A 23,616-nucleotide genomic window follows, 5' to 3' on the forward strand; every position below is an offset into this window, starting at 1 on the left:
GAACAAAGGATTCCCCTGCGGGCGCCGACGAAACTCACGGCCAGCGTTGCGCGGCCGGGCGTCCCAGCGGGGGATGGGACGGGGTGCCGGCGACAGCGACGTCGGCACCGCCGTGCCAGTCCACGCCGAGACCGCGGAGCGTCACCGCGCGGCTGATGTCGGACGGCGAAATGATCCCCACGAGCCGGTCGGCGTCGAACACCAGCGCCCGCCCGTCGGCGCAGCCGGACATCCGCGGCAGCAGGGCCAGCAGCGGCTCGTCCGGGGTGGCCCGCGGGATTTCCGTTGGCGGACAGGCGATTTCCCCCAGCAGCGTGTTCGGCCGGTGTTCCAGCGGGACGGCCCGCATCCGGGTCAGCGTGACCAGTCCGGCGAACCGGCCGACCGGGTCGACGAGCGGATAGCCGGAGTGCTGACGCAGCATCGCGTTGTCCCGCAGGAAGGTCGCGACCGTCGTCGCGGCGGGCGCGGTGGCGGGTCGCAGGGTCATCACGTCGCGGACCCGCATCGCGGCCAGGCTCGTGCCCAGTTCCGCGTCGCGTTCCTCGGCCAGCGCCAGGTTCACGACGAACAACCCCACCAGCAACGGCCACACGCCCAGCCCGACCGGACCGCGCAACAGGGTCAGCACACCGAGACCGATCACCGCGAACCCGACGTACCGTCCCGCACGGGCGCTGCCGAGGGTCGCACGATGGCGGTCGCCCCACGCTCCCCACAGGATCGACCTCAGGATGCGGCCGCCGTCCAGTGGCGCGACCGGGATCAGGTTGAACACGCCCAGCGTCAGGTTCAGCACCGCGAGGTAGCCGAGCACGGCGCCGGACAGCGATCCGCCCATCGGCGAGGTCATCCACGTGCCGAAGCCGAAGATCGCCGCCAGCAGCAGGCTGATCAGCGGGCCCGCGACGGCGACGCGGAATTCCACCTTCGCCGACCGGGGCTCACCACGCAGCCGCGCCACCCCGCCGAGCAGCCACAGCGTCACCTCGTGGATCTCCAGACCGGACCGCCGCGCGACGAACGCGTGCGCCAGTTCGTGGGCGGCCAGCGACACCGCGAACAACACCGCGGTGATCACACCCGCCACGACGTAGGCGAACGCACCCTGCCCGGGCGCGAGTTGCGCCCACTGCGTGAACGTCAGCGCGACGACCAGGATCCCGGCCATCGCGAGGACACTCCAATGCAGACCCACCCGGATTCCCTCGAACCGGCCCAGCCACACCGTCGACGCCATGCTCGCTCCCCTTCCCCGTGTCCCCGCACCTCCACCTACCCGCGCCGCACCGTTACTGAACGTTTCTCCCGGAACGGTTTGGTCTCGGCGGGGAACGGGAACGCTGAACCACCAGACCGGCGTCGAAGAGGGACCGGTGAACATGGATGTGTCTCGGGACAGCCAGGTGAGGGCCAGCTGCGGGGGACTGGCCGACCAGGCGCAGCGCGCGACCCGCGGGTTGTACCACCGCGCCTCCGGCGTCGGTGGCGACGCGGGCATCAACGGTGCCGCGGAGATCTCCGAAGTGCTCGGCTCACTCAAGATGCTCTCGCAGAACGTCGCGCGGAGCCTGCCCGAACTCGGCACCTGGCTGGAAAAACAGCTGTGGCGGGGAAACCTGGACGTGCCGGGTGACCAGGGCGGCTACGAAACCCTGATCACCTCGGTCTTCGACGCCACGGCCGCGCTGGCCCGTGCGCAGGAGATCACGGTGCAGCTGTGCCAGGAGCTGGCCACCGCCCACGCGGCGGCCAAGGAGATTTCCTGCTGATTCCCGCGCGGTGTCAGGGAGTCCGCGGCGCTGGCAACCGCGCAGCGGTGTCCGGGAACGGGGTGTGCGCCCGGCAGTTCGTGCACACCAGCAGCGTCGCCAGCGGCTCGTCGGCTTCGTTGACGAGCTTGGCGATCCGCAGGGCGGGGTAACCACATTCCTCACACGGCACGGGAGGTGCCGCGCGGTCGGGCGCGATGAGTATCCGGGTGGCCGGTCGGGGCTGGCTGAGGGTCATGTCTGCTTCCGCGACTCGAGGATGCCGGGGGTGAGCCGGGGTCGGCCCCCGGCGTGTTCGGTGGTGCTCGCCGCTGCCGCGACCGCCGCGTGCGCGGCGGTGCGCAGGTCCTGACCGCGCGTGAAGGCACAGGTCAGGGTCGCGACCAGGGCGTCTCCCGCGCCGGTGGTGTCGACGACGTGCGCGTCACCGTGCGGGAGGAACTCGTAGCCGGCCCGGCTGACGAACACGTTGCCGTGGCCTGCCACGTCCAGTACTGCCAAGTCGAGCCCGTGCGCGAGCAGCATAACGCCCGCCTTGACCCCTTCCGCCACATTCCCGACGGGCTGCCCGGTGAGAATTTCGGCTTCGTTCGCGTCCGCGCGCAGGATGTCGGCGAGGGAGAGCAGTTCGCGGTCGGGCGGGACGCCGTCGAGGACCACTCGCGCGCCGCCTTCGCGGGCGAGCCGGGCGGCCGCCATGACGGTCGGCGCGGGCTGCTGGAGCTGGAGGATGACCGAGGACGCGTGGCGCACGAGGTCGCCTGCGGCGAGCACGTCGTGCTCGGTGGTGAGGACGTCTTCGGGGATGTCTTCGAGGTAGCGCCACTGTCCGCGGTCGTCGACGACGTCGACGATGAGCGCGGAGCGGGCGTGTTCACGCACCACGCAGTGTGAAACGTCGATGCCGTCGGCGGCGGCGTGGGCGAGCAGATCGTGCCCCGCGCGGTCGTCGCCGACCACCGCGAGCAACGCGACGGGCGTGCCGAGCTGGGCGACGCCGACGGCCTGGTTCGCGCCCTTGCCGCCGAGCACCTCGTCCCGGGACCGCACGGCGGACGACCGACCGGCCGCCGGGGCTTCCTCCACGCGCAGGACGAGGTCACGGGCCATCTGGCCGACCACGACCACCTCTGGTCTCACGGCCGGAGCTGTACCCGGTCCCGTTTCGGGCTAATCACCCCGAACGGGCACCGTCTCGATCAGGGCGCGGCGGTGACGACCTCGTCGCTGAGAGCGCCTTCAAAGGGCTGGGTGATCGCGTCGTCGTCCGGCCGCGCGTGACGGGCAGTAGCGTCGCGCCGCGGTCCGCTGGTGAGCGCCGGACCGCCCCACCTCGGGTGCGTGCCGGCCTCGTCGATGCGGTGCCTGCCCATGGTGTGTCCTTCCCCGGGTTCGTACCTGGGCCGGGAATACCCCTCGGGCGTTCCTCGTACACCTCCCCCGGACGGGTGTCAGCGGCGGCGTTTGCGCACGGTGGCGGCGAAGGTGGCGGCGGTGACGAAGCCGTACGCCACGTGCGGCACGACGTCGCTGAGCCAGTCGGAGGCGCTCCAGTCGCGGGGGTCGGTGATGCCCAGGACGACCATCGGCCCGTTCGCACCGGCCAGTGCGGCGCCGGTGGCGGCGAACCCGCCGGTCAGCAGACCGGGACGCCAGCCGGCGCCGTGCAACGCACCGTACGCCGCGCCGACCGCGGTGCCGGTGACCAGCCCCAGCAGTGCGCCGAGACCGCTTTCCCGCGCCTGCCGTTGCTGCTCGTCACCGGGGATTCCGAGGCCGGCGGTGGCCGCGATCTTCCGCACCGACTGCTCCGGGGTCGAGCTGGCCGGACGCCCGCGCAGGACCATGTCGGCGTAGGTCACGGCGTTGAGCGCGGTGGCGCCGGCCGCGCCGGCGGCGGCGCCCCGCAGGATCGCTTTCAGCATCCGTGCCGGATACCCGCGCGCGGCGGGGGCAACCGCCTTGACCTCTCGGTCCGGGCGAAGGAGCATCGGGCGGGGCCGGAGGTGCACCCGTACGGGCGATCGCGTGTGAGTGATCGGGAAACGGGTAGCTACTCCTGGTACGCCGACTACGTGGGGTGGCGATGGAACGCCTGAACGTGGCGATGGTGGTGGACAACGATGCGTTCGGCAGTAGCGAGGCCTACGTCCGGCGGCTGCTGCGTTTTCTGCCGCCGTGGGTCGCGGCGAGTCTCGTGGTGAGCGAGAACCTGGCGGGCGCTTTCCCGATGTCCGCGCAGGTGGTGCCCCCGGCGCGGGACGCTTTGTGGGCGCCGCGGGTCGAAGCGGCGTTGCGGGCGGTGTCGCCGGACGTCGTGCACGTCAACCTGCCGGGGGCCGGGGACAACCTGGCGGCGGTGCAGGCGGCCGAGACGGTCGCGCCCACGGTTGTCACCCTGCACCGGGCCGAGGGTGCGCCCGAGTCGAGCGCGGTGTGGGATTGCTACCGGCGGCTGGCCGGCGCGATCGCGCCGTCGCGGGCGGTCGGAGCGCGGCTGCGGGAGCTGGGGACGCCCGCCGAGCGGATCAGCCACATCCGGCCCGGGGTGGCGCTGCCCGCCGAGCCGGTGCCGCTCGCGGACCGCAGGCCGGTGGTCATCGGCGCGATCGGCGGGCTCGACCTGCTGCCCGCGGTGGCGGCCCTGCACCGCCGGGGGCGTGCCGTGCAGGTGCTGGTGGCGGGCGACGGGCGGGAGCTGGCGGAGCGGTCCCGCGGCCTGCCGGTCCGAGTCCTGGGGCGGTTGCGGGAGGTAAGCGCTTTCCTGCGCGGGCTGGACGTGTTCTGCCTGCCGTCGCGGCGGGAGGTGGTGTCGACGGCGGTGCTGGAGGCGATGGCGCACGGGCTGCCGTGCGTGACCACCGCGGTCGGGGACGCGGTGGCGGAACTGGCCGGCGCGGCGATGATCGTGCCGCCGGGTGACGCGGGCGCCCTGACGGCGGCGCTGGATCGCGTCTGCACGGACGGCGCGCTCCGCCGCAAACTCGCCACCGCGGCCCGCGCCCGTGCCGAACGCGACTACGACGTGCGCCGGACGGCCACCGCCACCGCCGAAGCCCTCGCCGCCGCCCACACCCTGAGCGCCTCGCGCCCCTGACCCCGCGCCGCCGGGAGCGGCCAACACGCGCGTGTTTGCCGTTCCGGGCGCCGTGTTTGCCGTTGCGGGTGCCGGGGAGGGGCGTGGGATGCTGCGGTCATGACCATGACGCTCAGCGAGTCCGACTTCACCGTCCCGATCGACCAGCGCTACTTCGAGGACTACACACCGGACGCGGTGTACGAGTACGGCCACGTCTCGGTCACCGAGAAGGAGATCCTCGACTTCGCCGGGCAGTTCGACCCGCAGCCGATCCACGTCGATGTCGACTGGGCGCGCACTGGTCCGTTCGGGGGGCTCATCGCCAGCGGCTGGCACACCAGCGCGCTCCTCATGCGCCTGTTCGCCGACCACTACCTCTCCCGCGTGGCGAGTCTGGCGTCGCCGGGGATCGACGAGCTGCGCTGGCCCACCCCGGTCCGTCCGGGTGACTCGCTCCGCCTGCGGACGACCACCCTGTCGGCGCGGCCGTCGAAGTCGAAGCCGGACCGTGGCCTGGTCCACACCCGCGGTGAGCTGTTCAACCAGGACGACCAGGTGGTGCTGAGCCTCGTCGCGATGAACCTTTTCGCCCGGCGGCCCTGACTCGCGTTTCGGCGCGCCCGGCGGGGCTAATCCGAAGGGACCAGCCCGTCCCGAAGGAGTAGTCATGACCGGGCGTTCCGCAACCACGGCCACGGCGCGGCGGCCGGTGCAGGCCGCTGCCGCCGTCGTCGCCGCGGTGTTCCTGCTGGTCGGTGTCCTCGGGTTCATCCCGGGCATCACCAGCCACTACGAGCACCTCAGCTTCGCCGGGCACCACTCCGGGGCGCTGCTGCTGGGCGTGTTCGAGGTGTCGGTCCTGCACAACATCGTGCACCTGCTGTTCGGGGTGGCCGGCCTCCTGCTCGCGCGGAGCCCGGGCGCGGCGCGCGGGTACCTGGTGCTGGGCGGGTTCGTGTACCTGCTGCTGTGGATCTACGGCCTGGCCATCGACCAGAACAGCGGCGCCAACTTCGTGCCGGTCAACAGCGCCGACAACTGGTTGCACCTGGGTCTCGGCGTCGGCATGATCGCGCTCGGCTGGGGACTGACCGCGGTCGAGCGGCGCCGCGAGGACCGCGCCGCCTGATTTCGACCGGAACTGTCGGTGGGGGCGCGTAACCTTCGGTGCGTGGCGACACAGGGCTTCGCGGTGTTCGGGACGGCCATCGGGCACTGCGGCATCGTTTGGGACGAACACGTGGTCATCGGGAGCCAGCTGCCCGAGGGCGACGAGGGCCGCACGCGCGCCCGTGTGCGGCGGAGCTTCCCGGACGCGGTCGAGCAGACGCCGCCGGAGTGGGTGCGGCGGTACGTCGACGGTGTCCAGGCCCTCCTTCGCGGCGAGGGCGCGCCCGAGCTGCCGGAGCTGCCGCTCGATCTGAGCCGCGTGCCACCGTTTTATGCACGCGTCTACGAGGTCGCGCGAGCCATCCCGGTCGGCGAGACGATGACGTACGGCGAGATCGCCCAGCGCCTGGGCGATCCGGGTTCGGCGCGGGCGGTCGGGCAGGCGATGGGGAGCAACCCGTTCGCGCCGATCGTGCCCTGCCACCGTGTGATCGCCGCCGGCGGCGGGAAGGGCGGTTTCTCCGCACACGGCGGCACGCGGACCAAGGTGCGGATCCTGGAGATCGAGGGGGTGCACCTGGAGGAGCCGACGCTGTTCGACCTGTAGCCGGGTCGGTGACGCGCGCGTCAGCGCCCCCTCGTCCTGAACCGCCCGTCGCCCGCCTGGACATCCCTCTAATCGAAGAAGCGGGCCAGGTGCGCGGCGTCCGGCGCCTCCGCCGAACCGTCCTTCACCGGGCGCAGTTCGGCGAAGATGCTGGCTCCGTCGCAGCCCGCGTGCAGCGGGAACCAGGTTCGCGGGGAGCCGGGGCGACGGCAGATGCCCTTGATCGTCTGCACGTCCAGCAGTCGCACGTGCGTCGGATCGGCCACCGCGTTCACGTAGCGCCACCACGGCGACAGGATGAACGCGGCACCGTCCGGCCGCAGCACCCGGTGCACCTCGTCGACCAGCGGCAGGAAGTCGATCAGGTGTTCCAGGATGTGCACGAGGAACACGCGGTCCGCACACGAGTCGGCGAACGGCAGCGGCCGGGACAAATCGGCCAGCACGTCCACCTCGCCGGTGCTCATCAGGTCCACGCCGAGGTTGCCGGGGTACTGCTTCTGCCCGCCGCAGCCCAGGTCCAGCACCAGCGGCTCCCGGCCGCCGACGCGCACGCGGTCCCAGACGCCGAACACGCCGTCCAGGCGCCCGATCAGCTCGCGGGCGGTGTCCAGGTGCGCGCGTTCGGGGACGGAGCCGGTCAGGTGCGCGACGCCGCCGTCGAACCGCACCTCCAGGTCGAGGTCGCGGACACGCTCGTCGTGCTTGAACAGTTCCTCGGCGGCCCGCCGCAGGAACTCGTCGCGGAGCCGGAGTCGTTGCGGGGAAACGAGTTCAGTCATGATCCTCACGGGGAGACGACGTCGAATGCTTCGGTGTCCCTGTTCACCACCGTGGTCGGTGACTCCAGGTGCACGGCGCCGGTGGGCAGGATGCCCGCCGCGCCGTACTTGGCGGCGACCTTGAGCTGTGCCAGCACGTCCTCGCCGCAGTGCTCGGGCGGGAGTTCGCGCCAGAAGCCGAACCCGCCGACGCTCACCAGCGCCTCGCGGTCGAACATCACGCACCCGCCGATCCACGCCACCTTGTACGCCGTCCACCGGGGACGGTCGGCGACGCGTTCGGACAGGTGGCTCGGGTTCGCCGCGTTGTGCAACGTCCAGCGCCGCCATTCGCGTGTGCCGGGCGTGACCTGCTCCGGCTCGGGACGTCCCGGCCACTCTTCGTAGGGCTCCAGCTCGTGTGGCCGCCGGTCGTCCACATAGGACAGTCCGGTGACCGCGTTGCCGACCACGCCGCAGTCCAGCTCCGTGATCGCCGAGTGCAGCCGTGTGATCACGTCCGGTTCGAGCCACACGTCGTCGTCGAGGAAGAGCACGTGGTCCGCGCTCGACTGCTCCAGCAGGTAGAACCGCTGCTGCGCCAGCCCCCGGCGCGGCAGGTTGCGGCTGAGGTGAACCGGGTGGCCGCGGTGCCGCAGCACCCGGACCATCGCCTGGGCGGGCGCGGCGTCGTAGGAAGCGTCCTCTTCGGACTGGTCCGCGACGTGCACGCCGAAGTCCGCGAAGTCCTGCGCGGCCAGGCCGGACAGGGTCACGGCCAGTTCGGACGGCCGGTTCCGGGTGGGGATGAGGACGTCGACGCTCACGCGCCCTCCCCGACCGGGGCCGATGTCCGGATCTTCTCGATGACCGACGTCGTCGAGTGGTCGGCGACGTAGCCGAGCACTCGCACCTCGCCGCCGTAGGAACGCACGGTCGGCGCCTCCGGCAGCATGTTCTCGGTGTAGTCGCCGCCCTTGACGTAGAGCTGCGGCCGCAACAGGTCCAGCATCGCCACCGGGGTGTCCTCCTCGAACACCGCGACGTGGTCGACGCAGCTGAGCGCGGACAGCACCGCGGCACGGTCCTGCGCCGTGTTCACCGGGCGGTCCGGTCCCTTGAGCCGTTGGACGCTTTCGTCCGAGTTGACCGCGACCACCAGCACGTCGCCGAGCCGCTTGGCCTCGTTGAGGTAGGTGATGTGACCGCGGTGCAGCACGTCGAAGCAGCCGTTGGTGAACACGACCCGACGGCCCGCCTCGCGGTGCGCGACGACCGCCCGCGCCAGTTCCTGCGCGGGCACCGCGGCTTCGCGTTCCCGGCTCAGCGCCAGGGAAAGCTCGGCGGGCGTGCAGATCGCGGTGCCGTCCTTGTGTACCACCACGTCCGCCGCCGACTGCGCCAGCTCGATGCAGCTGGTGGTGGGCAGGCCCGCCGCCCGCGCCAGCACGAGAGCCGCGGCGAAGGTGTCCCCGGCCCCACTGGCCTGGCTTTCCGGCGCGGGATCGGCCCACGTGCGGTAGCCGCGGCCTTCGCCGGTGAGCAGCATGGCGCCGTGCCGGTCCATGGTCACGACGGCGGCCGCGGCACCGGTCTTGTCGAGCAGGGTGCCGCGCTCGTCCTCGAACAGGCGCGCCCGCGCTTCGCCGTCCTCCGGCAGGTCCGCGCCGAGCAGGCTCGCGGCCTCGGCGGCGTTGGGTGTGACGAGGTCGGGACGGGCGTGCTGCCACTGCTCGAAGTCGTGGGCGTCGACCACCAGCAGCGGAATGTCCGCCCGCCACCGTGCCACCGCCTGGCGCGGTGCGGTCCCGAGCAGGCCGTTGGCGTAGTCGCACACCATGAGCGCGTCCGCGCCGGCCAGCGCCCGTTCGAGGGCTGCCGTCAGCCGGTTGGCCTCGCCCGACGGCAGGTCGTCGCGCTCACCCTCGTCGAAACGCAGCAGGACCTGGTCGTCGGCGACCACGCGTTGTTTGCTGATGGTGCGCCGTGACGACGCGGTGAGCAGGTTGCCGGTGTCCACGCCGTGCCGCTCCAGCAGCGCGGCCAGTTCGCGACCCGGCTCGTCGTCGCCGACCACGCTGACGAACTTCACCCGTGCGCCCAGCGCGGCCAGGTTCGCGGCGGTGTTGGCCGCCCCACCGGGTGAAGTGGCGCGCGCTCCCACGTCGACCACCGGTGCCGGGGCCTCCCGGCAGATGCGTTCGCAGTGGCCGGACAGCCACACGTCCAGGATCGCGTCGCCGAGCACCACGACCGTGGGCGCGGTCTCCGACACCAGCCGGACGAGGTCCGGCGTGATGGGGGCCACGTCCTTGGTCTCGCCTGCCATGTCCACCTCCACTCCTTCTCCTCCTCCACCAGTAGCCGGATCTTGGCTCGCGAAACATTTCCGTTTGCTGCCTGCGGAAACGGGCACCTTCCGCTCGTGGTGAACTCGGAGCACGGGCCGTCGGTCGGCCCGATCGAAGCGAAGTGGCCCGACGTGCGCAGGATCGCCGTGCTGCGCGGCGGTGGGCTGGGCGACCTGCTGTTCGCGGTGCCCGCCATGACCGCGCTGCGCGCCGCCTACCCCGCCGCGGAGATCGTGTTGCTGGGCACGGAACTGCACCGCGCGCTGTTCGACGGGCGCCCCGCGCCGGTCACCGAGGTGTGGCCGCTGCCGCCCTACCCCAACGTGCACGAGCCCGCCGGACAGCCGTTCGACGAGTCGGAGCAGCAGGCGTGGTTCGACGCGCTGAAACCGGTCGACCTGGCCGTGCAGCTGCACGGTGGCGGGCGGAACTCGAACCCGTTCCTGCGGAAGCTGGACCCGAAGTACCTGGTCGGCGCCCGCACCCCGGACGCGGCGGAGGCGGACCGCTGGCTGCCGTTCCGGTACTACCAGCACGAGGTCCTGCGTGCGCTGGAGGTCGCGGGGCTGGCGGGCGCGCCGCCGGTCGAGCTGGAACCGTCCATCGCGGTGACGGACGCGGACCGCGCTACCGCCGACGAGGTCCTCGACGGTCTGCCCGATCCGCTGGTCGTGTTCCACCCCGGCGCGGGCGATCCGCGCCGCCGCTGGCCGGCGGAACGCTTCGCGGAGGTCGCGGCGAAACTCGCCGGCGCCGGTTGCGGCGTCGTGGTGATCGGCGCGCCGGACGAACGGGACCTGGTCGAGCGGGTCGCGTCGCAGGCCGGGGCGCGGCCGCTGACGTCGCTGAGCATGTCCGCGCTGATCGGCGTCCTGGCCAGGGCCAAGGCGTTCGCGGGCAATGACAGCGGGCCACGCCATCTGGCGGCCGCGGTCGGCGCGCCGACGGTCAGCGTCTACTGGATGGGCAACGTGGTGAACGCGGGGCCGTTGGGCCGTTCGCGGCACCGGGTGCTGATCTCGTGGACGTCGCGGTGCCCGGTGTGCGGGGTCGACTGCACACGCGAGGACCTGCCGCGCTGCGAGCACGACGATTCGTTCGTGGCCACCGTGCCCACGGCCGAGGTCCTGAGCGAGATGGAGGAACTGCTCGCGGGCCGTTAACGCGGGGCGGCGGATTCCAGTACGCGGGTGGAGCGGGCGACCGCGAGCAGTGCGGCGTCCTCGGCTTGGCGGGCCACGGTCGTTTCCCGGTCCAGGCGCACCCACCGGGCCAGCTCGCGGTGGCGTGCCGAGACGTGGTCGAGGTGCCGGGGCAGCTCGCCGAGCCGGTCCTCGGACTGGTCCAGGCAGGCGACCGCGTCGGCGAGTTCGTCGAGCAGCTGGGCGTAACCGGCGATGAAGTCCGGATCGAGATCGTCGTGCTGGCTCGCGGTCACGAGGGCTTCGGCGATGCGTTTGACCTGCTCGGAGACTTCCTTCAGGACGCTCAGGGGCGATTCGAAGGACGAGGGCAGGGGAGTGTGCCAGCGGTGGCGGCGGACCAGCCAGCGGATGTTGAAGCGCACGCTCTCGCGCCCCCAGCTGACGGCCTCGTCGGCCCGCGCGACCGTCGAGTCGAGACGGCGGGCGTGCCGCAGCCAGCGGGAGGCGGTGTCGGCGTCCCAGTCGTCGGTCAGGTCGTCCGCCATCGAATGCAGCAGGTCGCGCACCTCACCGGCCAGCGCCGTGACCGCCTCACGCGTGTGCCGCAGGTGAACCGGCGGCAGGATGACCGTGTTGACCGCGAGGCCGATCGCGGCGCCGAGCAGGCTTTCGCCCATCCGCTCCGCGAGGTAGAGGAGGTTGCCCGCGGTGCCGTAGGAGATCATCAGCAGCGCGGTGACACCGACCCAGATACCGCTCTCGCCGAACGAGTGCCACTGGCCCAGCAGCATGCCGACGAACACCGCGACCGCGAGCGCCACGGCGGGCTGCGGGATCAGGTGGGCCGCGAAATAGGCGACCGCGAGCCCGAGCAGGAGCGCGCTGGTCTGCTGCACGGCGTTGGTGACCGAGCGGTAGACCGTCGTGGTCATCAGGAACACCGCGGCGTAGGGCGCGATGAACGACTGCGGCGACGGGATCACCAGGCGCGAGAGGAGCCACGCCAGTACGGCGGCCAGCGCCATCTTGAGCGCCTGCTGGACGGCCTCCCGTTCCCGGCCCGGGAACCGGCAGGCGCGTCCGAGCCAGTACCAGGGGGACAAAAATCGTGACATCGAGGGGGTGCTACCCCGCCACACTGTGGTCATGCGCATCCGAGCGGCCGATCCGGCCGACTTCACACACCTGCCGGAGATCGAACGCTCCGCGGGCGAGTGCTTCCGGGACATCGGAATGCCCGAAATCGCCGACGACGACCTGCCCACGCCGGAAGAGCTGGCGCGCTACCCGTTCGCGTGGGTGGCGGTGCTGACCGATCCCGTCGCGTACCTGGTGGCGGCGCCGGTCGATGGTGGTCTGCACATCGAGCAGGTGTCCGTGCACGCCTCCGTGGCGCGGCGCGGGATCGGGCGGGCGCTGATCGAGGAGGCGGCCCGGGCGGGCCACCCGGCGCTGACGTTGACGACGTTCGCCGAGGTGCCGTGGAACGCGCCGTACTACGAGCGGTGCGGCTTCGTGCGCCTGGGTGCGGACGAGCTTTCGCCAGGGCTGCGCCGGATCCGCGAGGAGGAGGCGGCGCGGGGCCTGGACCGCTGGCCCCGCGTGACCATGCGACGGCCAGCCGCCCCACCCCGTTGACCGCTGACCCGTCGCGAACGGCCAACACGGCGCCGGGAACGGCCAACACGGCGCCGCGAACGGCCAACACGGCGCCGGGCGGTTCAGCGGGACCGCACGGAGTCCAGCAGGGCGATCGCGACCTGACGGAGCTTGGTGTTCTGCCGCTGCGACTGGTCCACCAGCCGGTCGAATGCCTCGGTCGCGCTGATCCCGTGCACCGCCATCAGCACGCCCTTGGCCTGGTCGATCTCCGCCCGCGAGGTCAGGGCGTTCTCCAGGTGCCGGATCTGCTGACGCGCGTGGTACCACCGGCGCGCGTTGCTGATGGCCGCCGAGGCCGCGCCGGTGAACAGCCGCATCAGCTTCTGGTCGAACGGGTCGAAGGCGCCGTCGACGCGGCTGTACAGGTTCAGGGATCCGACCAGTTCCTCGCCGTCCTGGTTGCCGGTGCCCAGCAGCAGGGGCACCGCGAGGTAGGCCAGCACGCCGCACTCCTGTGCGGCGGCGGCGAAAGCGGGCCAGCCACCGTCCGGTTTGGACACCGCGCGGACCGGCTCGTGTGTGCGGACCGCCAGCAGGCACGGCCCCTCACCCGCGGTGTACTGGGCCTGGTCGATGCCGATCAGGTCGTCGTGGGTGATGGCCGCCGTGTGCGGCCCGGTCTCGTCGAGGACGGTGACGCTGACCGCGTCGGCGTCGGAGATCGCGTTGACCGCGGTCTCGGCGAGCCGCTGCAGGACCGCGTCCAGCGGTTCCTCTTCGTCGATGCCGCCGCGCAGGTTCTCCAGCGCGGCGGTGACGTCGTCGAGCCTGGCCAGGGGTGCCTGCCGCTCGGGTCTGTTCATGTGTCGGTTCTCTCCGCGTGTGCGCTGCTGCCGGGCACACCGCCGGGCCGCCGCGGAAGGGCGGGCGGTGGACGGGTGCCGCGAAGTGGGGGGGGCCGGGATCAGCGGGGGGATCGGAACCGGGGCCCAGGGGGTGCGGCTACGCGCGGGCAGGGCGGTGTGCGCCGGAACTCGTTCATCGTCAAGCCTCTCGCCTCAGTAGGGCCGTCCGCCGGTGAACGGCGGTGGCGCGCCGGCTGCTTGACGCTGGCGAGATCATACGTGGCGCCGGGGCGAGCGCGAACAGAAGCCCGGAGAAGCGGGCCGGACCACGCTCCCCACTGTGGCATCGGCGGCGTCCGACGCCACGAAGGTGGCATGGGGGCGCCGGGTGTCCACTGTGGAATGGAGTGCGGGGGTGAGCGGGATGGTTAGGGTGGCTCCGCGGGTGGAACACGGCTGGCATGAGGGTCGTGGTGACGGGTGCGTCCGGGAACATCGGGACGGCCTTCCTGCGTGCGGTGTCTCGGCGTCCGGACTGGGACGTGGTGGGGCTCGCGCGCCGGAAGCCGGAGGGGGGCCCGCCCTACGACGCGGCGGAGTGGGTCGACTGCGATCTGGGCTCCGACCAGGCCCCGGACGTGCTGCCGAAGGTGTTCGCGGGGGCGGATGCGGTGGTGCACCTGGCGTGGGCGATCCACCCCGGCGCCGACGAGCCGCCCCGCGGCCGGACCAACGTCGAAGGCTCCCAGGAAGTGCTGGCGGCCGTCGCCGGCGCCGGGGTGCGGCACCTGGTCTGCGCATCGTCAGTTGCCGCCTACACGCCGGGCCCGCGCTGGACACGGGTCGACGAGGACTGGCCGCGCACCGGCGTTCCCGGCAGCGCCTACAGCCGGGACAAGGCCCGGCTGGAACGCCAGGTCGAGCTGTTCGCCCGTCAGCACCCGCGGGTCCGCGTCGCGGTGTTCCGGCCCTGCGCGGTCGCCCAGCACGACTCCGGTGCCCAGCTCGCGCGCTGGACGCTGAGCCCGCTGGTGCCCACCGCGCTGATCGGCGACCGCCGTCTGCCGGTGCCGCTGTGGAGCGGGTTGCGCGGCCAGGTCGTGCACGCCGACGACGTCGCCGATGCGATCTGCCTCCTGCTGGAGCGGCGCGCGGAGGGCGCCTACAACCTGGCCGCCGAACCGGTGCTGGGGGTGCACGACCTCGCCGGGCTGCTGGGCGGGTTCCGGGTGCCGGTGCCACGGCGGCTGGTCACCGGCGTGGCCCTGCCGACGTGGCGATTCGGTCTCCAGCCGATGCATCCCGGCTGGCTCGCGCTGGCCGATCAGGTCCCGCTGGTCGACACCAGCCGCGCCCGCGCCCACCTCGGCTGGCAACCGCGCCACGACGCGACGGAGGCACTGGCCGAGGTGATCGCCGGAATGCGCGACGGCAGCGGAGCGGGCAGCGGGCCACTGGCGCCACGGGATGCGCGATCGTGGCTGGGCAGGTTGGCTGACATCCGGCTGGGTCGTCCCAGCCGCCAGACCCAGGCTTGAGGGGGCGTTGTGACCGAAACCGTCGACGCGGTCGTCGTGGGGGCGGGCCAGAACGGGCTCGTCGCGGCCAACGTGCTCGCCGACGCCGGATGGAGCGTGCTGGTGCTGGAGGCCCAGCCCGAGCCGGGCGGTGCCGTGCGCAGCGCCGAGATCACCGCGCCCGGGTTCCGCAGCGATCTGTGCAGCGCGTTCTACCCGCTCGGCGCCGCGTCCCCGGTGCTGCGGGAGCTGGGGCTGGACTCCTACGGTCTGGTGTGGAAGCACGCGCCGCTGGTGCTCGCGCACGTCCTCGCCGACGACCGGTGCGTGACGTTGTCGCGGGACGTCGACGAGACGGCCGCTTCGGTGGCTGGGTTCGCGGCGAAGGACGCCGACGCGTGGCGCGCCGCGTTCGATCAGTGGCAGCGGGTGCGCCACGATCTGCTGGAATCCGTGCTGCGGCCGTTCCCGCCGGTGCGGTCCGCGTCGAAGCTGGTGCGCCGGATCGGGGTCGCCGAAACGCTCCGCCTCGTCCGGATGGTGACGCTGCCGGTGCGGCGTCTCGGTGAGGAACTGTTCGACGGCGAGGGCGCGAGGCTGCTGTTCGCCGGAAACGCCCTGCACACCGATCTCGGCCCGGACAACGCGGGCAGCGGGGTGTTCGGGTGGCTGCTGGGGATGGTGGGGCAGGATGTCGGTTTCCCGGTGCCGGAGGGCGGCGCGGACCGCCTGATCGCTGCCCTGGTGCGCCGGCTCGCCGACCGTGGTGGGCGGGTCGAGTGCAACCGGGCGGTGCGCAACGTGCTGATCGGGGGCAACCGGGCGATGGGCGTGCGGGACGTGCACGGCGAACTGGTCCGGGCCCGGCGCGCGGTCCTGGCCGACGTGCCTGCACCTGCCCTGTACCGCGATCTGGTCGGCGAGGACCACCTGCCGTCCCGGCTGCTGTCCGATCTGGAACGCTTCCAGTGGGACAACGCCACGATCAAGGTCGACTGGGCGCTGTCCGGGAAGATCCCGTGGACTGCGGAGGAGGCGCGGCGATCGGGCGTGGTGCACCTCGACGCCGACCTCGACGGCCTCACCGGTTACGGCGCCGACCTGGCTCGCGCGCGCGTGCCCGACCGTCCGTTCCTGTTGCTGGGCCAGATGACCACGACGGACCCGGCGCGTTCTCCCGAGGGCACGGAATCGGTGTGGGCCTACACGCACGTGCCGCGAGGCGGACGCTGGGACCGGTCCCGCCTGGAGGCTTACGCGGATCGGATGCAAAATGTCGTGGAGCAGCGCGCACCCGGGTTCGGGGACCTGATCCGGGGAAGGTGCGTGCAGGGTCCCGCCGAGCTCGAATCACACGACCGGAACCTGTCCGAAGGCGCCATCAACGCCGGCACGGCGGCGATCCACCAGCAGTTCGTCTTCCGCCCGGTCCCCGGCCTCTCGCGCGCCGACACGCCAGTGGACAAACTCTTCCTGGCCGGCGCATCGGCCCACCCTGGCGGCGCGGTGCACGGAGCCGCAGGCGCCAACGCGGCCCGCGCGGCCCTGGCCAGGAACGGCGTTGCCGGTGGCCTCTACGGCGCGACGATCAAGGCCGCGAACCGCATGATCTACTCCTGACGGGCGGAAACCGCCGCCCGGCAACCCAAGCGAGCCAAGACCGGCCCAGCGGTCACCTCGCCGCGCGACGGCGCGGTCCGGAGATCAAGGGATAGTCCCCGCCGGGCGGGCCGGTGACGGGATGACCACCCAGCGGGCTTCGTGCACGGCGCTGGCGCCGCTAATCGCGGTGTACGGCGATGTCCGCCAGGCGCTTGAGCGCTTCGGTGTTACGTGGGGCCAGCATCGCGGCCTGCACCGCGTTCGGCAGCACGCTCAACGGCCCCCGGATCAGCTTCTCGCCCATGGAGATCTCCGTGCCGCCCCCGTGATCGGCGGTCAGGGTGAGGGTGATCTTCGCGGCGCCGACCGGCCACAGGCGGGCCTCCAGTTCGAGCAGCTCGTTCTCCTCGACCGCCAGCACGCACGTCACGTCGCGGACGTTGACCGGCCACGGGCCGACGCTGTGATGGATCCGCGAACCGGTCCGGGGCCAGTGGCTGTCCACCTGCCTGATGTGCGCGGCGCCGACCACCCAGCTCGCGTAGGTCCAGCCGTCGGCCAGCACGGTGAACACCCGCTCGGGCGGGACGGGGACCTGACGACTCACCACGACCATGTCTGGGCTCACCGGTGGCGAGTACCCCGGCCGCGCGGAAAGCAATCAGCTCGCTTCGGTCGCGGGCGGGGCCACGGCCTCGTCCAGGGAACCCGTGATCCGCAACTGCTCGTCGAGCCGGGTGACCTCCAGCGGGCGCAGCACGGCACGGCTGGTGGCCACCACCCGCAGCTCCAGCGAGTTTTCCTGGCACTTCTGCTGCGCGCTCACCAGCAGGCTCAGCCCGATGCTCCCCAGGAACGACACCCCCGACAGGTCGACCACCACGGGGCCGGGTGGCTGGGCGTCGGCACAGGCGGACTGCACCTCGGCCTCCAGGTCCGGCGCACTGGTCAGATCGACGTCACCGACCGCCGAGACCACGATGGCTCCGTCGATGAGGCGTCGCGTGACACGCAACTCGGTGGTCACCCGAGATACCTCCTACCGTCGTCGTTCGCCGCGTCCTGCCGTCGGCGGGCCCAGAAGGAAGCTGCACGGTCACCCGGGGAACCGCCGCCACGGCAACAGGCTGGCGGCTCAACCGTCCGACGATCCTAACCGGCACTCACCGCGAGTGAGGACCGGGTCGGAATGTGTGTATCCATCCCCCGATGGGGAACCACCGAGGTAGACGCATGGCGAGCAGGAACCACTGGCGGGAGGACCGGGAGGACACGTGAGGACCGACGGTGCCCATCGCCCGACTCAGCACCATACCGAGCCGTTCCCGTGGCGGCGCGCCGTGACGCGGTTGCCGGAGGACGCACCGGCGGCCGGGCAGGCCAGGGAGTTCGCCACCTCGGCGCTCCAGGTGTGGAAGATCCCGGACGACACCCGCGACGACATCGTGCTGGCGGCCTCCGAGCTGGTCACCAACGCGGTCGAGCACGGCCGCGGCGAGGTCACCGTGGTGCTGCGGCAGTGCGAGGACCGGCTGACGCTGCGGGTGTGGGACTCCGACGCGCAGGTCCCGGTGCCCCGCCCCGCCGAGCAGGACCCGGTGCGCGGCAACGGCCTGGTGATCGTCGAGGCGCTCAGCGAGGCGTGGGGATACGAGACCGGCGCGGACGGCAAGTGGGTGTGGGCGGAGTTCGCCGTCCCGGGCTGAGCTTCACCGCGGAGCGGACGCGCGCCGCGCACCGTGACGCGCCGGCGGCCCCGATCGCGCCGACCACCGGCACAGCAGCAGGCACACGTCGTCGTCGTGCTCGTCCTGGCCCAGCATCTCGGCGAGGATCCGGTCGCCCGCCTCGTCCGTCGGCAGGTCGCGGATCGCGCGGAACGCGCCGGTCAACCGGTCCAGGCCGTCGTCGAGCACCTCGGCGCGGCGCTCGACCAGCCCGTCGGTGTAGAGCAGCAGATCGCAGCCCGGCTCGATCGTCTCCTCGTGCTCCTCGATGGCGAACGCGAACGGCACGCCGAGCATCGGCGCGTTGGGCCGTTCCAGGAACCGCAATCCTCTCCGGCCGCGGATCAACATCGGCAGATGCCCGGCGCTGGCCCAGCGGATCCGGCCGTTCTCCGGCGTCAGGTCGGCGACCACGGCGGTGGCGAACAGGTTGCTGTCCAGGCCACGCAGCACGTGGTGGGTGAGCCGCAGCGCCTCCGCCGGGCCGTGGCCCTCGGCGGCGTAGGCACGCAGGGCGTTCTGCAGCTTCCCCATGACCACGGCGGCATCCAGCCCGTGACCGGTGACGTCACCGACGGTGAGCACGATCGTGCCGTCCGCGCGGGCGAACGCGTCGAACCAGTCACCGCCGATGTTCACCCCGGTCGCGGCGGGCCGGTACCGGGCGCACAGCTCCAGATCGTCCGGGGTGGGCAGGGTGGGCAGCATCGCGTGCTGGAGCCGCTCGGCCAGCTCCCGTTCCCGCTCGTACTCGTTCGCGTTGCGCAGCCCGACCGCCGACCGGGCGGCGACCTCGGTGAGGAACGGGATCTCCTCCTCGGTGAACGCGACGTCGCGGTGCAGTTCGAGCACGCCCAGCAGGTGCGGGCCCACGGTCAGCGGCAGCAGCAGCCGCTTCGGTTCGACGTGCGGCTGCCGGCTCGCCGCGACCCGCTTGACGTCGGAGTCCGGCACGCTGCCCGGATGGGGCAGCCGCTTGAGGCCGCGGCTCTCCGGCGCAGCCAGCCAGACCCCGGCGCAGCCGGCCAGGTTCTCCCGTTCGATGAGCGCGATCAGCGCCTCCACGACCTCCCGGCCGCGCAGCGAGGCCGACACGCTGCGGCCCACCTCGTCCAGGAACGCGGAACGCTGCCGCTGCAGTTCGACCTCGGCGTGCAGGGCCAGCAGCCCGGCGTTGGTCTTCTCCAGCTCGGACTGGTGCAGCCGCAGCTCCTTCTCCTGCCGCGCGATGGTTTCGCGCAGGTCCCGGAGCACCTCCTCGGCCGTCTCGTCACGCTGCGTCGTCATCGCCCGCCTCCCGTGACCACGACCACGCAGGCGTCGTCCCGTCCGCGGCCGCGCTGGCCCAGGATCCACCCGGCGATCGTGGCGGGATCGTGGTGGAACAGACCGGGCCAGTCCGAAGTGCTCCACTTGTCGGTGATGCCGTCGCTGTGCAGGACCAGCCAGCTGCGCGCGGACCACTCGTACGCGGAGTCGGACGGGCGCGGGCGCGCGGCGACACCGACGATGCCGTGGCGGGACACGATGCGCTGCACGGGGCCGCCGGGCTCCGGATAGAAGCGGGTGGACACGTTGCCCACGCCGCAGAAGCGCAGGCGCCCCTCCGACGGCGTCATCTGCGCGACGGCCACGGTCGCGCCGCGGGTGGAAGCGAGGGACGGCTGCATCAGCTCCAGGATACGAGCCGGGCGCAGCTCGGTGTGCGAAGCGACGGTGGAGATCGCCGCGTCACTGGCCCTGGCCGCCAACCGTCCGTGGCCGAGCCCGTCACTCACCGCGACGGTCACGGTGTCGTTCGTGGAGACCGCGGTCCACTGGTCGCCGCACTCGGTCTCGCCCGGCGCGGTGAGGATGGCGCTGCCGATCCGCACCCCGCCGGGCAGCCGGACCGGATCGCCGTGCCACCGCGCGAGCACCGCGGTGCCCTGGCCGCGCCTGCTGTAGACGTCGAACACGTCGGCCGCGCGGCGGACCGCGCCGAGGCCACCGCCGAGCGTGCCGACGGTCGAGTAGCCGTCCCGCATGCTGTCCTCGACCCGGCCGATCCCGGGCCCGGTGTCGACCGCCAGTACGTCCAGCCCGCCCGGTGCCCGCACCACGCTGAAAATTCCGCGACCAGCGTGTTTGAGCAGGTTGGAGGCCAGTTCGGTGGCGGCGAGCGACACCCGGTGCACCCGGTCCAGCGGCAGCCCGGCGCGGGCCGCGGCCGACGCGGCGATCACCCGCGCGCGTCCCACGTGGCTGGATTCGGTGACGACGAGGTCGTCGCGGTTCACGGGCCGGCGATTCGCCGCACGGACATGCTGATCTCCACCCTGGTGCCGTGGCCGGGGCTGGACTCGATCCGGAAGTGGTCGGCGAGCCGCTTGGCGCCGCCGAGGCCGAGACCGAGGCCGGAACCGGTGGTGAACCCGTCCGCCATGGCCGCGTCGATGTCCGGGATGCCAGGGCCCTTGTCGGTGAAGGTCATCCGGACCGTCGGATTGCCGGTGAGGTCCTCCGTGGCGATCTCCGCCTGACCGCCACCGCCGTAGACCAGGGCGTTGCGGGCGAGTTCGCTGGCGGCGGTGACCAGCTTCGTCTGCTGCACGAGGCTGAACCCCGCGGTGGAGGCCGCCTCCCTGGCGGCGTGCCGCACGTGCACGATGTCGTACTCGTCGTGGATGGCGACCGTGCTCGACGAAGGCGCGCGTGTCACCGCAGCGCCGTCCGCGCGGGCCCCGGAGGCGGGGCGAGAAGCGAAAGACCCTCCTCGACGGAGAGCGCGGTGTCCAGTCCGGGCAGTGTCAGCCCGAGTTCGACGAGGGTGAGCGCCACCGCAGGACGCATCCCGACCACCACGGTGCGCGCGGCCATCAGCGACGTGATGGCCGCGATGTCGTGCAGCGTGCGGGCGAGGAACGAGTCGATGATGTCCAGCACGGACACGTCGATGAGCACGCCCCTGGCGCGGGTCTCGACGACCTTTTCGGTGAGTTCCTCTTCGAACTCGGCCACCGACCGGTCGAGGAGCTCTTCCTGGATGGTGACCAGCAGGACACCGTTCAGGTTGACGATGGGGACGGCGGACATCAGACCACGCCCGGCCCCGCCGCGGCGCCGACCTGCAGGCCCAGGCGGTTCAGGGCGTAGGCGAGCGCGTCGGCCAGCCGGGCGCGGGTGGCGACCTCGCCGAGGTCGATGCCGAGCTGCACCATGGTGTTCGCGATCTGCGGCCGGATACCGCTGATGACGCATTCGGCACCCATCAGCCGGGCCGCCATCGCCGTCTTGAGCAGGTGCTGCGCCACCATCGTGTCGACCGTCGGGACGCCGGTGATGTCGAGGATCGCGACCTTCGCCTGCTGGGTCATGATCGCCTGCAGCAGGCTTTCGGTGGCGACCTGGCTGCGCATGCTGTCCAGGGTGCCGATCAGCGGGATCGCGAGCACGCCGTCCCACAGCTTGATGACCGGGGTGGACAGCTCGGTCAGCTGCTCGCGCTGGATCGCGAGGGTGTCCTTGGCCGCGGCGAGCGCGGCTTCGACGAGGACGAGCCGGAGGGTGTCCACGGCGCTGGACAGCAGCAGGGCGCCCGCGGTGAGCAGGTCGGCCTCAGCCGTCTCCTGCCACAGGCGCAGCAGCGGCTGCTTGAGCTCGCTCACCTGCACCGCCGTGCGCGGGGTCACGCCTTCGTTGCCGTCGAGCTGGGAGGCGAGCGCGGTCAGCAGCGAACGCAGCTCCTCGAACCCCTCGGCGGCCGGACTGTCGGCGTCCCCGGCCGTGATCGCCTTGCGCAGCCCCCGCAGGATCTCGGCGCTGTCGCCCGCCGCTTGATCGGAATCCTGGGCCACCGAGCGGAAGAACGGTGAGTCCGCCCACTGCGTCACGATCGTTTCCTTTTGAGCGTCCAGGAATTCGCTCACCGCGGACGTGGTCTGGCGGTCGGAGGTTGTCGTCATCGCTCCCAGGCTCCAGCATGGTGGAAGGTCGCAGGCACGCGAGCACGATCCACGAGATCCATTGCGTTGCGGCAAACTTATTGCACACGGGCGCCGGGCGACAACCGGGGCCGAAGCCGACGCCACGATTTTGGAGAGAGTTCGACCATGACGACGGACGAAGGCGCGACCAGGTCTGCCACGGCTTCCGTGGTGCGCACGGAGACCGGTGGTGACACCGGACGGGTGCTGCTGCTCGGCGAGATCGACCACGGGGCTGTCGACCAGCTGGACCAGGCGGTGGAGAAGCTGCTCGGGTCGGGTGTGGTCCACCTGGTGCTCGACTTCGAGGGCCTCAAGTTCTTCGACTCGGCCTGCATCAGCGCGCTGATCAGGGCGAAAACGCACGCGGAGGACAAGGGCGGGACGGTCAGGCTGGCCAACGTGGACCGGTACGCGCGGCGGATCCTGGACATCACCGGTCTGCTCGGCTCGTTCACCATCGAGGGTGAGGAGTCACCCAGCCAGAAGGCGTGATCATGGCCACGTGCACCCACCGTGAGAAAGCGGGTTTGACCGTCGCGCATCCGGGGTAGTCCCGCTGGGCCATGAGCGGTTTCAAACCCGTCAAGGGGCCGGTTTCCGGCGCGGCGCCGCCGAGGAGCGGTGCGGCGCGCCGGTCAGCTGGTGGGTGGAGTGCGAGGGTAGATGTACCTGGAATACGAGGACGCACAGGCACGGGGATTGCGACGTTATGTGCGACTGGTGACCGAGGCGCTGGGATTGCGCGGCAACGCCTATTTCGTGCAGTTGGACCCACCACCGGCGAACGCCTATCTGGCTCTGGAACGGCGGTTGCCGCGGTTCCGCGACCGCGACGCCGCGCTCATCTGGAGCGAGGACACCGGCTGGTCGCTGGTCGTGGAGTCCCACTGCGGTGAGGACCTGATCGTCCTGTCCTATCTCGGCTCCGATGTGCTGCCCGCGCCGCGGGTGGTGGCGCGGTTCGCCGAGGACCTGTGTGACGGCGTCTCCAGCGGGGTTCTCGAACCGCCGGTCCGGGATCCGGCGGACGTGCGGGAGCGGCTGGCGGCCTACGCCGCGCCCGCGCTGGCGGGCTGAGGCCGGTTCCGGAGCCATGCCGATCTCCCGGTCCCGCACTAGGCTGATCGCACCAGGAGCAGGCCCGTCGCGTGTCCCGGAGGTTCCGTTGTCCGAGGAAGTTTTCGCGGTGCGTCACCGCGTGACGCCGGATGCGGTCGTGGTCACGGTGACCGGCGGTGTGGACCTGTGTTCCGCGCCGGCCCTGATCAGTGAGCTGGATCAGGCGCGGGGCGCGGCGCGGGCGCCGCGGCCGGTGGTCGTCGACCTGTCCGGCGTGGACTTCCTCGGCTCGGCCGGGCTGTCCGTGCTGGTGGAGGCCGAGCAGCGGTGCGCCGAAGGGGGCACGCCGTTGCGCCTGGTCGCCTCCAGCCGAGTGGTGCTGCGGGCGCTGGAGGCGGCAGATCTGCGGCAGGTGTTCACGGTGTCCGAATCGGTCGACCGCGCCCTGACCCAGGGTGAGGGTTGAGCGGA

30 protein-coding genes are annotated in these 23,616 nt (G+C 72.0%); 13 read left to right on the plus strand and 17 right to left on the minus strand.

Annotated elements, in window-relative coordinates; translation table 11 throughout:
* Nucleotides 1-34 precede the first annotated feature (34 nt).
* Nucleotides 35-1,240 carry a site-2 protease family protein gene (locus tag HNR02_RS15590; protein ID WP_179773884.1) on the minus strand — a complete coding sequence of 402 codons (1,206 nt, stop codon included), beginning with the start codon at nt 1,238-1,240 and terminating at the stop codon, nt 35-37.
* A 142-nt stretch (nt 1,241-1,382) separates the two neighbouring features.
* Between HNR02_RS15590 and HNR02_RS15595 the strand changes: the two genes are divergently transcribed.
* On the plus strand, nt 1,383-1,772 hold the full coding sequence (locus HNR02_RS15595; protein ID WP_179773885.1) for a hypothetical protein: 390 nt from the start codon (nt 1,383-1,385) through the stop codon (nt 1,770-1,772).
* A 13-nt stretch (nt 1,773-1,785) separates the two neighbouring features.
* Here the strand turns inward: HNR02_RS15595 and HNR02_RS15600 are convergent, their stop codons facing one another.
* From HNR02_RS15600 to HNR02_RS15615, 4 genes are all read right to left on the minus strand, one after another.
* Nucleotides 1,786-2,010, minus strand: coding sequence for a hypothetical protein (locus HNR02_RS15600; RefSeq protein WP_179773886.1), 225 nt, complete (start codon nt 2,008-2,010; stop codon nt 1,786-1,788).
* Entirely contained in the window at nt 2,007-2,912 is a 906-nt protein-coding gene (locus HNR02_RS15605; protein ID WP_312861026.1) for a PfkB family carbohydrate kinase, read from the minus strand. The genes HNR02_RS15600 and HNR02_RS15605 overlap by 4 nt, the downstream gene beginning before the upstream one ends.
* A gap of 59 nt (nt 2,913-2,971) precedes the next feature.
* Nucleotides 2,972-3,145, minus strand: coding sequence for a hypothetical protein (locus HNR02_RS15610; protein ID WP_179773887.1), 174 nt, complete (start codon nt 3,143-3,145; stop codon nt 2,972-2,974).
* A gap of 78 nt (nt 3,146-3,223) precedes the next feature.
* A complete protein-coding gene (locus tag HNR02_RS15615) occupies nt 3,224-3,697 on the minus strand; it encodes a hypothetical protein (protein WP_179773888.1) in 474 nt (157 codons plus the stop codon).
* 161 nt (nt 3,698-3,858) lie between these two features.
* On the opposite strand from HNR02_RS15615, the gene HNR02_RS15620 reads away from it, so the two are divergent.
* From HNR02_RS15620 to HNR02_RS15635, 4 genes are all read left to right on the plus strand, one after another.
* A complete protein-coding gene (locus HNR02_RS15620; protein ID WP_179773889.1) occupies nt 3,859-4,869 on the plus strand; it encodes a glycosyltransferase family 4 protein in 1,011 nt (336 codons plus the stop codon).
* 99 nt (nt 4,870-4,968) lie between these two features.
* Complete coding sequence (locus HNR02_RS15625) at nt 4,969-5,454, plus strand: MaoC family dehydratase (RefSeq protein WP_179773890.1); 486 nt, start codon at nt 4,969-4,971, stop codon at nt 5,452-5,454.
* A 64-nt stretch (nt 5,455-5,518) separates the two neighbouring features.
* Nucleotides 5,519-5,980: a DUF4383 domain-containing protein gene (locus HNR02_RS15630; protein WP_179773891.1), complete on the plus strand. Its 462-nt coding sequence runs from the start codon at nt 5,519-5,521 to the stop codon at nt 5,978-5,980.
* Between the two features lie 42 nt (nt 5,981-6,022).
* Entirely contained in the window at nt 6,023-6,568 is a 546-nt protein-coding gene (locus HNR02_RS15635; protein ID WP_179773892.1) for a methylated-DNA--[protein]-cysteine S-methyltransferase, read from the plus strand.
* A gap of 68 nt (nt 6,569-6,636) precedes the next feature.
* On the opposite strand, the gene HNR02_RS15640 is transcribed toward HNR02_RS15635, so the two are convergent.
* Genes HNR02_RS15640 through rfaE2 form a run of 3 tightly spaced genes read right to left on the minus strand, consistent with a single transcriptional unit; the run spans nt 6,637 to nt 9,658 of the window.
* Nucleotides 6,637-7,350 carry a methyltransferase domain-containing protein gene (locus HNR02_RS15640; RefSeq protein ID WP_179773893.1) on the minus strand — a complete coding sequence of 238 codons (714 nt, stop codon included), beginning with the start codon at nt 7,348-7,350 and terminating at the stop codon, nt 6,637-6,639.
* Nucleotides 7,351-7,355: 5 nt separating this feature from the next.
* Nucleotides 7,356-8,156: a glycosyltransferase family 2 protein gene (locus HNR02_RS15645; protein ID WP_179773894.1), complete on the minus strand. Its 801-nt coding sequence runs from the start codon at nt 8,154-8,156 to the stop codon at nt 7,356-7,358.
* Nucleotides 8,153-9,658, minus strand: coding sequence for a D-glycero-beta-D-manno-heptose 1-phosphate adenylyltransferase (rfaE2, locus tag HNR02_RS15650; protein WP_218902896.1), 1,506 nt, complete (start codon nt 9,656-9,658; stop codon nt 8,153-8,155). The genes HNR02_RS15645 and rfaE2 overlap by 4 nt, the downstream gene beginning before the upstream one ends.
* 96 nt (nt 9,659-9,754) lie before the next feature.
* Here rfaE2 and HNR02_RS15655 point away from each other — a divergent pair, with 96 nt between their 5' ends.
* Complete coding sequence (locus tag HNR02_RS15655; RefSeq protein WP_179773896.1) at nt 9,755-10,843, plus strand: glycosyltransferase family 9 protein; 1,089 nt, start codon at nt 9,755-9,757, stop codon at nt 10,841-10,843.
* Here the strand turns inward: HNR02_RS15655 and HNR02_RS15660 are convergent.
* Nucleotides 10,840-11,940 carry an FUSC family protein gene (locus HNR02_RS15660; RefSeq protein WP_179773897.1) on the minus strand — a complete coding sequence of 367 codons (1,101 nt, stop codon included), beginning with the start codon at nt 11,938-11,940 and terminating at the stop codon, nt 10,840-10,842. The two genes, HNR02_RS15655 and HNR02_RS15660, sit on opposite strands and share 4 nt — an antisense overlap.
* A gap of 31 nt (nt 11,941-11,971) precedes the next feature.
* On the opposite strand from HNR02_RS15660, the gene HNR02_RS15665 reads away from it, so the two are divergent.
* Nucleotides 11,972-12,463 carry a GNAT family N-acetyltransferase gene (locus tag HNR02_RS15665; protein WP_179773898.1) on the plus strand — a complete coding sequence of 164 codons (492 nt, stop codon included), beginning with the start codon at nt 11,972-11,974 and terminating at the stop codon, nt 12,461-12,463.
* Nucleotides 12,464-12,546: 83 nt separating this feature from the next.
* On the opposite strand, the gene HNR02_RS15670 is transcribed toward HNR02_RS15665, so the two are convergent.
* Complete coding sequence (locus tag HNR02_RS15670; RefSeq protein WP_179773899.1) at nt 12,547-13,290, minus strand: ANTAR domain-containing response regulator; 744 nt, start codon at nt 13,288-13,290, stop codon at nt 12,547-12,549.
* Nucleotides 13,291-13,733: 443 nt separating this feature from the next.
* Here HNR02_RS15670 and HNR02_RS15675 point away from each other — a divergent pair, with 443 nt between their 5' ends.
* Both HNR02_RS15675 and HNR02_RS15680 read left to right on the plus strand, forming a co-directional pair.
* The gene (locus tag HNR02_RS15675; RefSeq protein ID WP_179773900.1) at nt 13,734-14,810 is read left to right on the plus strand and encodes an NAD-dependent epimerase/dehydratase family protein; all 1,077 of its coding nucleotides are present in this window, start codon (nt 13,734-13,736) and stop codon (nt 14,808-14,810) included.
* A 9-nt stretch (nt 14,811-14,819) separates the two neighbouring features.
* Nucleotides 14,820-16,409 carry a phytoene desaturase family protein gene (locus HNR02_RS15680; protein WP_179773901.1) on the plus strand — a complete coding sequence of 530 codons (1,590 nt, stop codon included), beginning with the start codon at nt 14,820-14,822 and terminating at the stop codon, nt 16,407-16,409.
* A gap of 160 nt (nt 16,410-16,569) precedes the next feature.
* Here the strand turns inward: HNR02_RS15680 and HNR02_RS15685 are convergent, their stop codons facing one another.
* On the minus strand, nt 16,570-17,007 hold the full coding sequence (locus HNR02_RS15685) for an SRPBCC family protein (protein WP_179775942.1): 438 nt from the start codon (nt 17,005-17,007) through the stop codon (nt 16,570-16,572).
* A 45-nt stretch (nt 17,008-17,052) separates the two neighbouring features.
* On the minus strand, nt 17,053-17,418 hold the full coding sequence (locus HNR02_RS15690; RefSeq protein WP_179773902.1) for an STAS domain-containing protein: 366 nt from the start codon (nt 17,416-17,418) through the stop codon (nt 17,053-17,055).
* 247 nt (nt 17,419-17,665) lie between these two features.
* Between HNR02_RS15690 and HNR02_RS15695 the strand changes: the two genes are divergently transcribed.
* Nucleotides 17,666-18,097, plus strand: coding sequence for an ATP-binding protein (locus HNR02_RS15695; RefSeq protein WP_179773903.1), 432 nt, complete (start codon nt 17,666-17,668; stop codon nt 18,095-18,097).
* Between the two features lie 3 nt (nt 18,098-18,100).
* Here HNR02_RS15695 and HNR02_RS15700 read toward each other — a convergent pair whose 3' ends face one another.
* The 5 genes from HNR02_RS15700 to HNR02_RS15720 are packed head-to-tail and all read right to left on the minus strand — an operon-like array spanning nt 18,101 to nt 22,062.
* Complete coding sequence (locus tag HNR02_RS15700; protein ID WP_179773904.1) at nt 18,101-19,405, minus strand: PP2C family protein-serine/threonine phosphatase; 1,305 nt, start codon at nt 19,403-19,405, stop codon at nt 18,101-18,103.
* A complete protein-coding gene (locus tag HNR02_RS36480; protein ID WP_179773905.1) occupies nt 19,402-20,397 on the minus strand; it encodes an ATP-binding protein in 996 nt (331 codons plus the stop codon). The genes HNR02_RS15700 and HNR02_RS36480 overlap by 4 nt, the downstream gene beginning before the upstream one ends.
* Nucleotides 20,394-20,819, minus strand: a complete 426-nt coding sequence (locus HNR02_RS15710; RefSeq protein WP_179773906.1) for an anti-sigma regulatory factor — start codon at nt 20,817-20,819, stop codon at nt 20,394-20,396. Before HNR02_RS15710 ends, HNR02_RS36480 begins: the two co-directional genes overlap by 4 nt.
* On the minus strand, nt 20,816-21,193 hold the full coding sequence (locus HNR02_RS15715; protein WP_179773907.1) for an STAS domain-containing protein: 378 nt from the start codon (nt 21,191-21,193) through the stop codon (nt 20,816-20,818). The genes HNR02_RS15710 and HNR02_RS15715 overlap by 4 nt, the downstream gene beginning before the upstream one ends.
* Nucleotides 21,193-22,062 (minus strand): STAS domain-containing protein, encoded by an 870-nt coding sequence (locus tag HNR02_RS15720; protein ID WP_179773908.1) that lies wholly within the window; start codon nt 22,060-22,062, stop codon nt 21,193-21,195. The genes HNR02_RS15715 and HNR02_RS15720 overlap by 1 nt, the downstream gene beginning before the upstream one ends.
* Before the next feature lie 147 nt (nt 22,063-22,209).
* Here HNR02_RS15720 and HNR02_RS15725 point away from each other — a divergent pair, with 147 nt between their 5' ends.
* The 3 genes from HNR02_RS15725 to HNR02_RS15735 all read left to right on the plus strand — a co-directional run bounded on the left by HNR02_RS15725 (nt 22,210) and on the right by HNR02_RS15735 (nt 23,611).
* Nucleotides 22,210-22,578 (plus strand): STAS domain-containing protein, encoded by a 369-nt coding sequence (locus tag HNR02_RS15725; protein WP_179773909.1) that lies wholly within the window; start codon nt 22,210-22,212, stop codon nt 22,576-22,578.
* A 171-nt stretch (nt 22,579-22,749) separates the two neighbouring features.
* Entirely contained in the window at nt 22,750-23,163 is a 414-nt protein-coding gene (locus HNR02_RS15730) for a DUF6292 family protein (RefSeq protein ID WP_179773910.1), read from the plus strand.
* 88 nt (nt 23,164-23,251) lie between these two features.
* Nucleotides 23,252-23,611, plus strand: a complete 360-nt coding sequence (locus tag HNR02_RS15735) for an STAS domain-containing protein (RefSeq protein WP_179773911.1) — start codon at nt 23,252-23,254, stop codon at nt 23,609-23,611.
* Nucleotides 23,612-23,616 lie beyond the last annotated feature (5 nt).

Origin of the sequence: Amycolatopsis endophytica (genome assembly GCF_013410405.1) — a bacterium.
In the GTDB taxonomy this organism is placed as follows: domain Bacteria; phylum Actinomycetota; class Actinomycetes; order Mycobacteriales; family Pseudonocardiaceae; genus Amycolatopsis_E; species Amycolatopsis_E endophytica.